The organism is Burkholderia pyrrocinia (assembly GCF_018417535.1).
Classification (GTDB): domain Bacteria; phylum Pseudomonadota; class Gammaproteobacteria; order Burkholderiales; family Burkholderiaceae; genus Burkholderia; species Burkholderia pyrrocinia_E.
Genome location: NZ_CP070978.1, coordinates 2,578,839 through 2,592,271, shown reverse-complemented (window position 1 = coordinate 2,592,271; position 13,433 = coordinate 2,578,839). Strand labels below are relative to the sequence as shown.

Annotated in this window: 12 protein-coding genes; 6 read left to right on the top strand and 6 right to left on the bottom strand. The window is 68.6% G+C overall.

Going from position 1 to position 13,433, the window contains the following annotated elements; translation table 11 throughout:
* The first annotated feature begins 20 nt into the window (after positions 1 to 20).
* Positions 21 to 1,289, top strand: coding sequence for an NAD(P)/FAD-dependent oxidoreductase (locus tag JYG32_RS29845; protein ID WP_213265988.1), 1,269 nt, complete (start codon positions 21 to 23; stop codon positions 1,287 to 1,289).
* A 114-nt stretch (positions 1,290 to 1,403) separates the two neighbouring features.
* The gene (locus tag JYG32_RS29840; protein WP_059238928.1) at positions 1,404 to 2,078 is read left to right on the top strand and encodes a TetR family transcriptional regulator; all 675 of its coding nucleotides are present in this window, start codon (positions 1,404 to 1,406) and stop codon (positions 2,076 to 2,078) included.
* A gap of 57 nt (positions 2,079 to 2,135) precedes the next feature.
* On the opposite strand, the gene JYG32_RS29835 is transcribed toward JYG32_RS29840, so the two are convergent.
* Positions 2,136 to 3,923, bottom strand: a complete 1,788-nt coding sequence (locus tag JYG32_RS29835; protein ID WP_174382735.1) for a phospholipase D-like domain-containing protein — start codon at positions 3,921 to 3,923, stop codon at positions 2,136 to 2,138.
* A 105-nt stretch (positions 3,924 to 4,028) separates the two neighbouring features.
* A complete protein-coding gene (locus JYG32_RS29830; RefSeq protein WP_174382734.1) occupies positions 4,029 to 4,787 on the bottom strand; it encodes a DeoR/GlpR family DNA-binding transcription regulator in 759 nt (252 codons plus the stop codon).
* A 207-nt stretch (positions 4,788 to 4,994) separates the two neighbouring features.
* Between JYG32_RS29830 and JYG32_RS29825 the strand changes: the two genes are divergently transcribed.
* From JYG32_RS29825 to nadE, 3 genes are all read left to right on the top strand, one after another.
* Positions 4,995 to 5,180 carry a hypothetical protein gene (locus JYG32_RS29825; protein ID WP_006480515.1) on the top strand — a complete coding sequence of 62 codons (186 nt, stop codon included), beginning with the start codon at positions 4,995 to 4,997 and terminating at the stop codon, positions 5,178 to 5,180.
* Positions 5,181 to 5,432: 252 nt separating this feature from the next.
* The gene (locus tag JYG32_RS29820; protein WP_213265987.1) at positions 5,433 to 6,302 is read left to right on the top strand and encodes a DMT family transporter; all 870 of its coding nucleotides are present in this window, start codon (positions 5,433 to 5,435) and stop codon (positions 6,300 to 6,302) included.
* Positions 6,303 to 6,587: 285 nt separating this feature from the next.
* Complete coding sequence (nadE, locus tag JYG32_RS29815; protein ID WP_174383246.1) at positions 6,588 to 7,436, top strand: ammonia-dependent NAD(+) synthetase; 849 nt, start codon at positions 6,588 to 6,590, stop codon at positions 7,434 to 7,436.
* Between the two features lie 149 nt (positions 7,437 to 7,585).
* On the opposite strand, the gene JYG32_RS29810 is transcribed toward nadE, so the two are convergent.
* From JYG32_RS29810 to JYG32_RS29800, 3 genes are all read right to left on the bottom strand, one after another.
* Positions 7,586 to 9,262 (bottom strand): S10 family peptidase, encoded by a 1,677-nt coding sequence (locus tag JYG32_RS29810; protein WP_174383247.1) that lies wholly within the window; start codon positions 9,260 to 9,262, stop codon positions 7,586 to 7,588.
* Positions 9,263 to 9,335: 73 nt separating this feature from the next.
* Positions 9,336 to 10,925, bottom strand: a complete 1,590-nt coding sequence (locus JYG32_RS29805) for a S53 family peptidase (RefSeq protein ID WP_213265986.1) — start codon at positions 10,923 to 10,925, stop codon at positions 9,336 to 9,338.
* A gap of 263 nt (positions 10,926 to 11,188) precedes the next feature.
* Positions 11,189 to 11,815 carry a LysE family translocator gene (locus tag JYG32_RS29800; protein ID WP_059238914.1) on the bottom strand — a complete coding sequence of 209 codons (627 nt, stop codon included), beginning with the start codon at positions 11,813 to 11,815 and terminating at the stop codon, positions 11,189 to 11,191.
* A gap of 134 nt (positions 11,816 to 11,949) precedes the next feature.
* Here JYG32_RS29800 and JYG32_RS29795 point away from each other — a divergent pair, with 134 nt between their 5' ends.
* Positions 11,950 to 12,414 carry an Lrp/AsnC family transcriptional regulator gene (locus tag JYG32_RS29795; protein ID WP_096473433.1) on the top strand — a complete coding sequence of 155 codons (465 nt, stop codon included), beginning with the start codon at positions 11,950 to 11,952 and terminating at the stop codon, positions 12,412 to 12,414.
* Positions 12,415 to 12,471: 57 nt separating this feature from the next.
* Here JYG32_RS29795 and JYG32_RS29790 read toward each other — a convergent pair whose 3' ends face one another.
* On the bottom strand, positions 12,472 to 13,383 hold the full coding sequence (locus tag JYG32_RS29790; RefSeq protein WP_213265985.1) for a LysR family transcriptional regulator: 912 nt from the start codon (positions 13,381 to 13,383) through the stop codon (positions 12,472 to 12,474).
* Positions 13,384 to 13,433 lie beyond the last annotated feature (50 nt).

Genomic DNA, 13,433 nt, shown 5'->3' with positions numbered 1-13,433 from the left:
TTACGAGTCAACGAAATCGCATGCAGAACTTCTACGAAGCCACCGTTACCCGCCAGCCCTACCCGCAACTGACCGGCACGATCGACACGCAGGTCTGCGTCATCGGCGGCGGCCTCGCCGGCCTGTGCACGGCGCTCGGCCTCGTCGAGCGCGGCGTGCACGATGTCGTCGTGCTCGACGGCGAACGGGTCGGCTTCGGCGCATCGGGCCGCAACGGCGGCTTCGTATTCGGCGGCTACAGCCTCGACAACGCGGACCTGCTGCGCACGCTCGGCCGCGACGAAGGGCGCCGGCTGTACCGGCTCACCGTCGATGCGGTCGACCTGATCCGCGCGCGGATCGCGCGCTACGGGATCGACTGCGACATCGTCGACCAGGGCGTGATGCTCGCGAACTGGTTCGACGATCCTTCCAGGCTCGACAGCGTGCGTACGCTGATGAAGAACGAATTTGGCGTCGACTGGGAACCCGTCTCGACCGACGCGCTGCGCGCGCGGCTGAAGACGCATCGCTACCACGGCGGCCTGTTCGAGCCGAACGCATTCCATTTCCATCCGCTCAAGTACGTGCTCGGCGTCGCGGCGGCCGCGGCCCGCGGCGGCGCGCGCATCTACGAACGCTCGGCCGCGCTCGGCATCGCGCGCGACGGCGCCGGGCACATCGTGCGCACGGCGCAGGGCGCGGTGCGCGCGAAGGACGTCGTGTTCGCGGGTGGCGGCTACGCGCGCGGCGTGTCGCCGCGCATCGAGCGCGCGGTGCTGCCGATCGCGACCTACGTGATCGCGACCGAACCGCTCGGCGCGCGCCTGCCGGACGCGATCGACGCGCCGTACGCGATCTACGACACGCGCTTCGCGTTCGACTACTACCGCCCGCTGAAGGACACGCGCATCCTGTGGGGCGGCCGGATCTCGGTGCTCGACCGCGGCCCCGACGCGATCGCGCGCCTGCTGCGGCGCGACCTGCTGCGCGTGTATCCGCAACTCGAAGACGTGAAGGTCGACTACGCGTGGGGCGGCCTGATGAGCTACGCGCGGCACAAGATGCCGCAGATCGGCCGCGACGCGGACGGCGTGTGGCACGCGATCGCGTTCGGCGGCCACGGGATGGCGCCGACCACGGTGGCCGGCGAAGCGCTCGCGGCCGCGCTGGCCGAAGGCCGGCCCGTGCCGGACGGCTTCGCCGCGTTCGGGCTCACGCGCACGTTCGGGCTGGCCGGCCTCGCCGCCGCGCAGCTCACGTACACGGCGTACCAGGCCCGCGACGCGCTCGCGTCCTGCCGCCGCTGAGGGCCGCGGCGGCCGAAACGGCCCTGCCGATTAGAGCGGAAGGTCGGCCGGGCGGGGATTTCCCGCATGCTAGAATGCCTTTTCCAAGCCGCCGCGAACCCACAACAAAGTCACATGAAAGCAGGAAGCAAGGCCGCCACGTCCGACACCCGCGCGCTTGCGTCCGAAGCGCGGCGCAAATACGATCCCGAGCAAACCAAGCGCAACATCCTCGATGTCGCCACGCAGGAATTCTCCGCGATGGGCCTCGCCGGTGCGCGCGTCGACGCGATCGCCGAGCGCACGAACACGACGAAGCGCATGCTCTATTACTACTTCGAAAGCAAGGAAGGCCTGTACGAGGCCGTGCTGGAGAAGGTGTACGGCGACATCCGCGCGCTCGAGCAAGAACTGCACGTCGGCGACATGGAGCCGCGAGAAGGCATGCGCCGCCTCGTCGAATTCACGTTCGACTATCACGACAAGCATCGCGACTTCGTCCGCCTCGTATCGATCGAGAACATCCACGGCGCGAAGTATCTCGAACAGCTCAAGTCGTTCAAGAACCGCAACGTCAGCATCATCAAGACGCTCGAGGAACTGGTCGAGCGCGGCGCGGCAAGCGGCGCGTTCCGCAAGGACATCGACGCGTTCGACCTGCACCTGCTGATCAGCTCGTTCTGCTTCCACCGCGTGTCGAACCGCTACACGTTCGGCGCCGCGTTCGGCCGCGATCCGTCGGCGCCGCGCCTGCGCGCGCGGCATCGCGACACGATCGCCGACGCCGTGCTGCGCTACGTCGCCGCGTAAGCGGCGGCTGTAGCCGCCGCGGGCACGAAACCTCCGTGCCCTGCGCGCGTCGGCCCGTCAATCCGTCGGCGCGGTCGACGCCAGCGCGATCCGCGCCTTCTCTTCCGGGCTTCCCGCCACGTAATACTTCTTCGCCCAGCTCGAATCGGGCGCGAGCGCGAGCCGCGCATGCGTACCGGTGCCCGCGCCGTGCTGCTTCGCATCGATCGCCAGCGCCCGTGCGCGATAGTGCTCGTAGAGCCGCAAGAATTCCGCGAGATAGATCGCCGCGATCCGCTGGTCGCGAATCTCGAGCAGGTTCTCGTCGTTGTACTGCTCGGAATTGCGGCTCATGTTCGCCGAACCCGTATAGACGACCGGATTCGCGCCTTCCGCATCGATCACGATGAACTTGTGATGGATCACGACGGGCGGATAGGCCGGCGCCGGTTCGCCCGGAAACTGCCGCAATTCCGGCTCGAAGCCCTGCGGCACCGTCGCCGGCGAAAAGTACTCGGCATCGATCACGTCGTGGTTGTCGCGGCTGCGGTGATACAGCTCGAGGTTCGCGAGCGTCGCCGCATCGAGCGGCTGGCCGGCCTGCTGCGCGGCGTCGGCCTTCGTCGCGCTGCCGATGTTGATCTTGTTCACCAGCCCGAACATCATCAGCCCGCGGTCGCCGGCCGCGAAGCACGCGTCGCGCAAGGCCGCGTCGGTCGGCATGAACAGGCAGAACGACACCGAATGCTTCGCGGCCGCGATCGCGGCAACGATCGTGTCGATCTCGGTGCGCTGCCCCGCCGGTTCGGGCGAGAACGCCAGCCTCACCTGCGCGCTGCCGATCGTCATCGGCGCCGACCAGCCCGGCGACAGGCGCGCCGTGTCCGCGATCGACGGATTGCCGGCCAGCGCATGCGCACGGTCGTTGTACAGCGCGGCAAGCGCGGGCGAGTCGAATGCATGCAGCACATTGGCCTGCTCCGTCAGCCCTTCGGTCGTGAAGTTCGCGGAACCGGTCAACACGCGCGCGGGCGCCGGGTTCGACGGCGCGTCGGTCACGATGAACTTGTCGTGCATGATGTGCGTCTTGTCGCGCGGCGCGAGCGTCGCGAGCCCCTGCAATGCGTCGACGGCCGGCTGGTTCGGCGACGGCAGCGGGGGCTTGCCCTTGCGCGCCGTCGTGTGCGCGTCGTAGACGATCGCGAGCGACGCGCCGCCGTGCTTGCGCCCGAACGCTTCGAACGCGGGCAACGCCCACAGCGTATCGGTCAGGTGATAGACGGCCGACGCCGCGCGCGACGCGGGGTCGAGCATCTCCGCGAACACCTGCTCCATGTCGTTCGCGAGCCAGGTGCGCAGCTTCAGCGCCTGTGCATCGCTCGGCGCCGCATTCGGCGCAAGGCCCAGCGCCGCGACCTGCTTCGCAAAGGCCTGCGAGCTCACCACCGCGCGGTTGAACCACGTGCCGATACCGTCCTCGATATGCGCGGGCAGCACGACGTTGCACACGCCGGCCTGCGCATCGAGCACCTGCAGGTTCGCCGGCGTGCCGACGACCGGATACACGTCGTAGCGGAACGACGCGCCGCGGTCCTGCGGATCGATGCGCGCGTCCCACCACATGAATTTCTGGATCGGCGCCTGGTCGGTCGGCGCATCGCCCTGCGTGTCGGCGGCCGGGCCGTCGAACGTCAGGCGGTTCGGCAGCCAGCTGTTCGGTGCACGCGTCTTGCCGTCGGCCGACCAGAATCCCGGCGTGCGCTGGATCGCGAAGCCGAGGAAATCGGTACGCGTCGCCGCATCGGGCCAGTCGAAGGCCAGCAGGACCAGGGTGGGGGAAAGATAGCTGCGCACGCTGACGGTCATTCGTTGCTCCCTGGCCTTGCGGCCGATCGAGATGAATGGGTCAGTGTTGACGGCGGTTCTTCCCGCAGGATGACGGTTCGATGAACCTTGTATGTCGGACGCGCGTCAGTCGCACACGAGCAGCTCGATCCCGCGCGCGGTCAACGCGCGGCGCACGGCCTTGTCGGGCGCGCGTTCGGTCACGAGATAACGCGCGGCGGCCGCGCCGTTGATCCGCACCGGCGTCACGCGGCCGAATTTCGAATGGTCGGCGACGATCATTGCCGTGCCGGCCGCCGCGATCATCCGGCTGCGCACCTCGGCCGCGATCCGCGAGTAGTCGGTGCACTCGCCGTCGGGTGTGATGCCGCCGGCGCCGACGAACGCGAAATCGACGTGGTATTGCGCGAGCTGGTGGATCGTGTCGAGCCCGAATGTCGCGTCCTCGTCGTCGGACAGCTCGCCGCCGAGCAGCGTCACGCGGTTGCCGTTGCGCCGCGCGAGCACGAACGCGGTGCGCCAGTCGTTCGTGTAGATCGACAGCCGGTGCCGGTCGGCGAGCGCCAGCGCAACCGCGTGCGGCGTGCTGCCCGAATCGATCAGCACCGATGCGTCGTCGGGCACGAATTCGGCCGCGCGCCGCCCGATCGTGCGCTTCGCTTCGGCGTTCGCCGCTTCGCGCTCGGACAGGCTCGGCTCGCGGCGGTCGGCGGCCAGCGCGCCGCCATGCGTCATCACGAGCAGGCCGCGCGCGGCGAGCGCGTTCAGGTCGCGCCGCACGGTCTCGCGCGACACGTCGAGCGAGCGCACGAGTTCCGCGACCGACAACGCGCCCGACCGTCCGAGCTCCGACAGGATGTATTGATGACGTTGTTCCGCCAGCATCGCGTGTGCGCCCGAGGCGACTGGTAATGGGTGAGCCGGCTATTGTATTACGGCCGCTTTACCGGCATTTGACTGCGGCGCGAAACGCGGCCGGCCGGTTTCGCGAAAGCGAAATTCTGTATTGCCTGACGCGCGCGAATCGGCGCGGCGCCGATTGCTACACTTTGCGCTTCGCCGAACGACAGACCAAGCAAAGGGGCTCGCACCATGTATCGCAAAGGCAGCGTGATCGAAATCCAGTTTCCGCCCGAACGACTCAACGATGCGGCCGGCGATCCGTACTGGATCGACCTGACGCTCGACGAGGCCCGCCGGCTCTACGAGCAGCTCGCCGCGCGCTTCGCGACCGACGCGCGCGCCAACCAGCCGCTCGACACGTTCTCGATCGACTGATCTCCGCTGCTGCGCGCCCGCCCGCGCAGCGAGCGGTGCGGCGCCCTTCCCGTCCGCGCCCCGCTCGCACCGGCCGTTAGCCGGCCCGCGCCGGAAGCCGGATGCCGGATGCCGGATGCCCGGCACGCAACGTGCGCGGCGCATTCACGCGATGCGCGGCATGAGTGCAGGATTCGACAAGACGCCGGTGCCGCTTCCCCCGATACTGGCCGACTTTACGGTTCTGTCCGGCCGCATCGCGGCCCGCCTCGCATGCTTACCTCGATCGTCGCCGCCGCGTTCGTCGCGCTGTGGTCCACCGGCTTCATCGTTGCACGGGCAATCAAGCCCTACGCCGATCCCAACCTGTTCCTGCTCGCGCGTTTCGCGGGCACGGCCGCGCTGTTCGGCGCGGTTGCGCTCGTCGCGCGCGCGCCGTGGCCGGCCCGCCGCGAGTGGCCGCGCCACCTGATCGCGGGCGCGCTGCTGCAGGGCGTCTATCTCGGCGCGAGCTACTGGGCCGTCGCGCAAGGGCTGAACGCGGGCGTCATGGCGCTGCTCGGCGCGCTGCAGCCGCTCGCCACCGCCGTGCTCGCCGTGCCGCTGTTCAACGAACGGCTGCCCGTGCGCGGCTGGTTCGGGATGGCGCTCGGGCTCGCCGGCGTCGCGCTCGTACTGGCGCCGAAGGTCGCGGGCGGCGTCGCGCCGCCGCCGGGCTCGGCGCCTGCATGGTTCGTGGTCGCCGTGTCGGTGCTCGCGGTCGGGTCGATCACCGCCGGTTCGCTGTACCAGAAGGGCAAGCTCGCGCAGAGCGACCTGCGCACCGCGGTCGCCGTGCAGAACTTCGGCGCGGCGCTCGTCGCGGCGATCTTCGTCGTGCTGCTGCATGAAACACGCTGGATCGGCGCGCCGGTGCTGTGGGTGTCGCTCGTGTGGGGCGTCGTGTTCCTGTCCGGCGGCGCGGTCACGATGCTGATGTGGATGCTGCGGCGCGGCAACGCGGCGCGCGCCACGTCGCTGCTGTTCCTCGCGCCGCCGCTTGCCGCGCTGCAGGGCTACCTGCTGTTCGGCGAGACCCTCGCGGCGATCAAGCTATTCGGTTTCGCGCTCGCGCTGGCGGGCGTCGTGCTCGCGCGGCGCTGACGAGCGCGGTCGTGTGGTCGTGCGGTCGTGTGGTCGTGTGGTCGTGTGGTCGTGTGGTCGTGCGGTCGTGCGGCCGCGCCGACGCTTGCCGACAAGCTCATTGAAGACCACCACACGGATGCCCTTCCCGCGGCATCCCGCACCCGCCCGGCGCACCGTGCACCACGGCGAGGCAGCGCGTCTCGCCGAAGCAACGCAAGGCGGCCGGATCGCATGCCCAGCGCGGCGCCCCGCCGCGATTGCGCTTATGATGAGCGCCTTGCATTTCGTTCCGGAACCCCCTTCATGACATCCGCCGATTACGCCAGCCGCCAACGCGCGATCATTGCCGAACTGAACGTCGCCTCGCAATTCGACGCCGAGGCCGAAATCGCCCGCCGCGTCGATTTCCTCGCGCAGTACCTGCGTTCGACCGGCCTGCGGACCTACGTGCTCGGCATCAGCGGCGGCGTCGATTCGTCGACGGCCGGGCGGCTCGCGCAACTGTCGGTCGAACAACTGCGCGCCGGCGGCTACGATGCGCGCTTCATCGCGATGCGCTTGCCGAACGGCGTGCAGAACGACGAAGCCGATGCGCAGCGCGCGCTCGCGTTCGTGCGCGCGGACGAGACACTGACGGTCGACGTGAAACCGGCCGCCGAAGCGATGCTCCGCTCGCTGGTCGCGTCCGGCCATGCGTTCGAAACGCCCGCGCAACAGGATTTCGTGCACGGCAACATCAAGGCGCGCGAGCGCATGATCGCGCAGTACGCGGTGGCCGGCGCGCGGCGCGGCATCGTGATCGGCACCGATCACGCGGCCGAATCGCTGATGGGTTTCTTCACGAAATTCGGCGACGGCGGCGCGGACGTGCTGCCGCTCGCGGGCCTGAACAAGCGTCGCGTGCGCGCGGTCGCGCGCACGCTCGGCGGCGAGGAAGCGATCGTGATGAAGGTGCCGACGGCCGACCTCGAGGAACTCCGCCCGCTGCGCCCCGACGAGCACGCATACGGGGTCAGCTACGACGAGATCGACGATTTCCTTGAAGGCAAGCCGGTCGAAGACCGCGTGTACGAAACGGTGCTGCGCTTCTACGACGGTTCGCGCCACAAGCGCGCGCTGCCGTATACGCCGTTCGACTGGCCGACCGCATAAGCCGGCCACTGACGCGGCAATACCGCCGCGTCGCAATCCGGCGCTGCAGCCTCAAGACGAGGCGGGCAGCGTCGGAACCCGACTGCCGCGCGAGCCATGGCGGCTACGCGCGGCAACCGGGAGACCGGGAGACCGGGAGACCGGCAACGCTACGCGTGCCCGCCCGTCTTCTTCGCCTGCAACGCGCGAATCCGCAGCCGCGCGCCCGTATCGCTGACCGTCGCGTCGTACATCGTCGCGAGATCGCGCTTGAGCGCGGTGCGCGAGCCGCCGTCGAGATACACCATGTGCCCCGACGGATAGAAACGCGCGGACAGGTTCTGCCGCACCTTCAGATCCTCGAGCGGCATCTGCTGCAGGTCGATCACGGTCTGGTAGAACGGCGTGACGAAATCGTAGAAGCCGTTCGCCGACAGCACCTTCAGGTCGACGTTCAACGCCATCACCGCGGCGAGATCGCCGGCCGTGTAGAGGATCACGTTCCCCTGCGCATCGACACCCTGCTGCGCGCCGGTCGGGTCGATGTGGCTGAAATCCCAGTTCTGGAATGCCTGGTCGTTCAGGTCCGTGAACGCGGAATTCGACGTGTACTTCAGTTGCTCGTTCAGGTAGCTGTTCCACATCGCCGTATAGACGCCCGTCACGGCCGTCATCGTCGGGTCGTTGCCGCCCGAGTTCGGGTCGATCTTGCCGGCGATGCCCGTCGAGATCGCGGTCACGCGGCCGTCGTACGAACCGAGCGCGAGCCCCTGCGCATGCAGCAGCGTCGTCAGGAACAGCGAATTGCCGCGCGTGTCGTAGCCGGCGACGTTGAGGCTCCACGATTGCAGCGTCGCCGTGTCGATGCCCGTGTATTGCGACAGTTTCTGCACGGCGGCCGGGTCCGCATGCGGGACCGTGCGCAGCGCGTTCAGGTAGTCGGTGCGCGAGAACTGCGCGACTTCCTCGACGAACGCGCCGAGATCGGTCGGCGCCGGCGTGACGCCGAGTTTCTTGTGATACCACGCGTCGGCCGCCGCGGTCGGCAGCGCGCCGACCGGGTTGCCGGCCTGCCGGTAGTCGAGGATCGACGATTGCAGCGTGACGCCGTTCAGGTCGATGCCGTCCTCGTGCAGCTTGTACGCGAGCACGCAGCTGCGCGCGGTGCCGTACGATTCGCCGAACAGGTATTTCGGCGAATTCCAGCGGTTGTTCTTCGTCAGATAGCGCTTGATGAACTGCTTCAGCGAATCCGCATCCTGGTCGACACCCCAGAAGTTGCGGTTCTTGTTCGGCGCGACGGCCGCCGAATAGCCGGTGCCGACCGGGTTGATGAACACGAGGTCGCTGTGGTCGATCATGCTGTCCGGGTTGTCTTCCATCTGGTACGGCGCGGGCGGCGTGAAACCCGGCATCGACGTCTTGATGCGCTTCGGCGCGAACGAGCCGAGCAGCACGAACACCGACGACGAACCGGGCCCGCCGTTATAGAAGAATGTCACGGGCCGCGTTTCTTCCTTCGCGCCGTCGGCCGTGAACGCGACATAGAAGATCTTCGCGGCCGGCTGCGAACTGCTCGGGTCGACCGTCACGAGGTGGCCGGCCGTCGCCGTGTACGCGATGCGCTTCCCGTCGATCAGGATCGTGTGATGCGTGATCGCGGCCGCTTCGGTCGTGTCGGTCACCGAATCGTCGGGGCCGTTGCCGTACGCAACCGGATCGAAGAACGGCTGGTCGCGGCCGTGGCTCAGCGCGACCGGATTGATGGTCGGCGGCACGCTCTGCGAATTGTGGTCGCCGTGATGCAGCGGATAAACGCCGCCGGAAGATGCGGAATCGATGCCCATCGTGCTGCTCCTGGAGGTGAAAAAAGACGCGGGCAGGAAACCCGCGTCGAACGGAAAGGCGTGTGGCGATGCGTCAGCTCGACGGCTTGCGCGCGAGGATCGCGGCGAGCTGCGCGCCGTCCGGGCTGCCGAGGCCCGTGCAGGCGTCCCAGCCCGACGCGGCCGCATACGTGCCGTTCGATCCTTTCGTGACATCGCGCAGCGCGCCCGGATTCTTGTACAGCACCGGATTGACCCAGCCGGCCGATGCGCCGGCCGCCGCGTTGATCCGTGCGATCAGCCCGGCCCACAGCGGCGCGACCGCGCTCGTGCCGCCCATCACGGCGGCCGTCCCGGCGACCGACACCTCGTAGCCCGTCTGCGGCGAGGCATCGCCGGCGACGTCCGGCACGCCGCGCTTCGCGAGCGGCGTGCTGCTGCCGTCGGCGAGCGTGACGGCAAGCCCCTGCTGCCACGCCGGCAAGTCGAACAGCGTACTGACGCCGCCACCGCCCGCGCCGCCGCCCGACGCCTCGTCGTTCCACGTGACCTCGCTGCGGATGCCCTGCCCGGGCAGCGCGTCGAGCTGCGTGCCGCCGCAGCCGAGCACGTACGGGCTCGATGCGGGGAAGTCGACGTGATCGGCGCCGTCCTGCAGCCCGTCGCCCGAGCCGCTGTCGCCCGACGCCGCGCACACCGTGATGCCCTGCGCGGCCGCCGCCTGCAGCACGCGGTTGAATGCCTGCGCCGACTGCGCCTGCCAGACCGCTTCCGGGCCGCCCCAGCTGATCGAGATGACGGACGGCTTGTTGGTCCTGTCGCTGACGGCCGCGTTGACGGCCTGGATGAAGCCCGCGTCGCTGTTCGACGCGAAGTAGACCGCGATCTTCGCGGCCGGCGCGATCGCACCGGCGATCTCGATGTCGAGTGCGACTTCGCCGTCCGGGCCATTCGGATCGCCGGACGGCGCATTGCGGCCGGTGCCGACGTTTACGTCGACGAGCGTCGGCGGCGTCTTGATGCCGAGCCCGCGGAAATACTGCTGGATGTCGGCCGCGCGATAGCCGCCGCCCAGTTCGACGATCGCGATGCATTGCCCGGCGCCGTCGCCGGCCGGAAAGCCGTACAGCGACGCGAGCTGGACCGGCGTGAACGTGACGCCCGCCGCGCCGCGCGCGGGCTGGAACGGCGGACGCAGCCGGAAGTGCGGCCGCGCCTGCGGGCGGCTGTCGAGGCCGAGCACGGCCGTGACGGCGTCGCCGAGATCGTCGGGCAGCGCGATCGGGCCCGAGCGGCCGCGATACTGGCCGATCGAGCGATGCTCGAAACGCTCGAGCTTCACGCCGAACGCCGCTTCGAACTGCTGGATCGTGCCGGACAGCACGACGACGCTTTCGACCGGATCGACCCGATCGACCGCGAGCTGATGCCGACGCGCGAAGTCCTCGGTCTTGCGGATGTCGTCGGGATTGGCGGAGAAACGCTGCGCGAACGCTTCGCGCGACAGCGGTTTTGCCTGTAAGTCGCCGGTGGCGAGCTGGTGGACCAACGTATCGAGTTGCCCTTCTTCCTGCCGCCGCAACATGATCGTGACGTGGATGCGTTCTGCCGGATCGCACGGGCCGAGGCACTTGGACTCGGCGACGATTCGGGGTTCACGGTCGGCGTGAAGATGCCTTGCCATGTTCAGACCCTCCTTGGTACCGCGTTGCACGGAACAGCCAGGAAATCGGACATAGCCGGCGGAAGTCGGTTCCGTTCGGTCAGTCGGTTCGCGTCAGCGCGAAGTTAAAGGGAGTTTAGATCAGTCAGACGATTTGCGCGCACGCCCTTCTGCAGCGGGGCTTGCGCGCGAAGAGGCCGGCATTGCACACGGCGTGCGCCGATCGGCGCATCGATACCGCGCGGCCCGTGTCGACCTGCGCGGCAACGACGCGGCCGCGACGCTCAGTCCATCGACAGGCGCAACGCGAAACCGATCAGCGCCGCCGAAAACGTCCAGCGCTGCACCGTTTGCGCCAGCGGATGCGCACGCATCCACGCCGCGATGCGCGACGCGCCGAACACGCACGCGAGGTCGAAGCACACACCGGCCGCGACCAGCAGCGCACCGAGTTCGAACATCTGCCACACGACGGGCCCGGCCTCCGGCCGCACGAACTGCGGCAGCAACACCGAGCAGAACAGCAGCGCCTTCGGGTTCAGCAGGTTCGTCAGCAGCCCCTTCACGAACGACTGCCGCAACTCGCCGGCGGTCGCTGCCGCATCGCTGTCGCCGAGCGCGAACACGGGCGAGCGGAACACCTGGATCGCGACATACGCGAGATACAGCGCGCCGCCGTAGCGGATCACCTCATACAGCCACGGCGCGCTGCGAATCAGCGCCGCGACGCCGCATGCGGACAGCGTCACGTGCGCGGTGCGCGCGAGCGACAGCCCGGCCGCCGCCGCCATCCCCGGGCGCACGCCGCGGCCGATGCTGGTCTGCAGCACGAGCGCCATGTCGGGCCCCGGCACCGCATAAATGGCCGCCAGCGCGGCGAGATAGATCAACAGCAAATGCGTGGAAATCATGTTCTGCCCCCGTCCTTCAATGACGCTATGTTGCCGCTGAAGGTGGAGGGATTATTGGCCATCTTTGGCTCTGGATTGGCGATTCATAGGGGAATCCGCCACAATCATGAAACCTGAAAACGGATTCCGCCAATATGACCGAACTCGACAAAACCGATCGCGCGATCCTCGCTGCGGTGCAGCGCGACGGCCGCCTGCCGATCGCGCGTCTCGCCGAATCCGTCGGCCTGTCCGAGACGCCTTGCGCGCGGCGCCTGAAACGTCTCGAAACCGACGGCTACATCGAGCGCTACCGTGCGCAACTGTCGCGCCAGGCGCTCGGCTTCGGCGTCGTCGCGTTCGTGCTCGTGCGGTTCGCGACGCACGACCGCAAGGTCGCCGACCGGTTCGAACGGGAAGTGCTGGGCATCGAGCGGATTCTCGCGTGCCACAACGTCGCGGGCACGGCCGACTACCTGCTGCAAGTGGTCGCGCGCGACCTCGACGACTACGGCACGTTCGTGCGCGACTCGCTGCGGATGCTGCCGGGCGTCACGTCGATCGAATCCGCGCTGTCGCTGCGCGAGGTGAAGCACGACGCGGGGTTGCCGGTGCCGTGATGCGCGCAGCGGGCCGCGCCGATGTAACACTCGTTCACATTGCGGGCAGCGCCGGCGTCACGCGAGGTCCGGCGACTGGTGCGCGCGCTCGAGATCCTCGAGGAACGCCTCCACGAGCGGATTACCGCGCCCGTTGCGCGCGACGACCATGTGGAACGTCACGTCGTAGCGCAGTTGCTCCGGATTGAGCGGCGCGAGCAGCCCCTGCGCGACATACGGCGCCGCGAAGTGCTGCGGCAGGTAGCCGAGGTGGTGGCCGGACAGGATCAGCAGCGCGACGGCTTCCATGTTGTCGGCGGTCGCGGTCACGCGGTCGGGCGTCGTCGACATCTGCGCTTCCGGCAGCGGATACGAGCGCCACGCCCATTCGAAGCCCGCGACGTCGGCCGGCGTCAGCGTGCCGGCGCCGTCGAACAGCGGATGGCCGCGCCCGCAGTACGCGACCTGGCGCTCGATGAACAGCGGCGTGTAGTGCAGCGACGGCACGCGATGCCAGAAGTAGCCGACCGCGATCTGGATCTCGTCGCTCAGCAGCTTCTCCTCGAGATCGCCCGGCGCGCGCACGGAGATCGAGAAACGCACGGCCTCGTCGCGCGTGCGGAACGCGGCGATCGCCTCGGCGATCCGCGCGTTCTGGCTCACCGGCGTATGGCCGATCAGGCCGATGTTCAGCGTGCCGACCAACTGGCGGTCCATGTGCCGCGCGGCCATCCCGAATTCGTCGAGCGCCGCGAGCAGCTTGCGGCTCATCGCATGGAACCGTTCGCCCTTCGGCGTGAGCCGGAAGCCGCTGCGGCCGCGCTCGCAGAGCCGGTAGCCGAGCCGCGTCTCGAGCGACGACAACTGCGCGCTGATCGTCGACTGCCCGACGTTCAGCACGGACTGCGCGGCCGATACGCCGCCCGCGTCCGTGACCGCAAGAAACACGCGGATCAACCGCAGATCGAGGGTCGACAGATTCCCCAGCACGCTCATCCCCTTCCATACATCGATGAAGATCGATGTTTACGTCGATATCT

What these genes read in the sequence shown, in the direction of transcription:
- JYG32_RS29845 (WP_213265988.1), top strand. Translation starts at nt 21, where the DNA reads ATGCAGAACTTCTACGAAGCCACCGTTACCCGCCAGCCCTACCCGCAA.
- JYG32_RS29840 (WP_059238928.1), top strand. Translation starts at nt 1,404, where the DNA reads ATGAAAGCAGGAAGCAAGGCCGCCACGTCCGACACCCGCGCGCTTGCG.
- JYG32_RS29835 (WP_174382735.1), bottom strand. Translation starts at nt 3,923, where the DNA reads ATGACCGTCAGCGTGCGCAGCTATCTTTCCCCCACCCTGGTCCTGCTG.
- JYG32_RS29830 (WP_174382734.1), bottom strand. Translation starts at nt 4,787, where the DNA reads ATGCTGGCGGAACAACGTCATCAATACATCCTGTCGGAGCTCGGACGG.
- JYG32_RS29825 (WP_006480515.1), top strand. Translation starts at nt 4,995, where the DNA reads ATGTATCGCAAAGGCAGCGTGATCGAAATCCAGTTTCCGCCCGAACGA.
- JYG32_RS29820 (WP_213265987.1), top strand. Translation starts at nt 5,433, where the DNA reads ATGCTTACCTCGATCGTCGCCGCCGCGTTCGTCGCGCTGTGGTCCACC.
- nadE (WP_174383246.1), top strand. Translation starts at nt 6,588, where the DNA reads ATGACATCCGCCGATTACGCCAGCCGCCAACGCGCGATCATTGCCGAA.
- JYG32_RS29810 (WP_174383247.1), bottom strand. Translation starts at nt 9,262, where the DNA reads ATGGGCATCGATTCCGCATCTTCCGGCGGCGTTTATCCGCTGCATCAC.
- JYG32_RS29805 (WP_213265986.1), bottom strand. Translation starts at nt 10,925, where the DNA reads ATGGCAAGGCATCTTCACGCCGACCGTGAACCCCGAATCGTCGCCGAG.
- JYG32_RS29800 (WP_059238914.1), bottom strand. Translation starts at nt 11,815, where the DNA reads ATGATTTCCACGCATTTGCTGTTGATCTATCTCGCCGCGCTGGCGGCC.
- JYG32_RS29795 (WP_096473433.1), top strand. Translation starts at nt 11,950, where the DNA reads ATGACCGAACTCGACAAAACCGATCGCGCGATCCTCGCTGCGGTGCAG.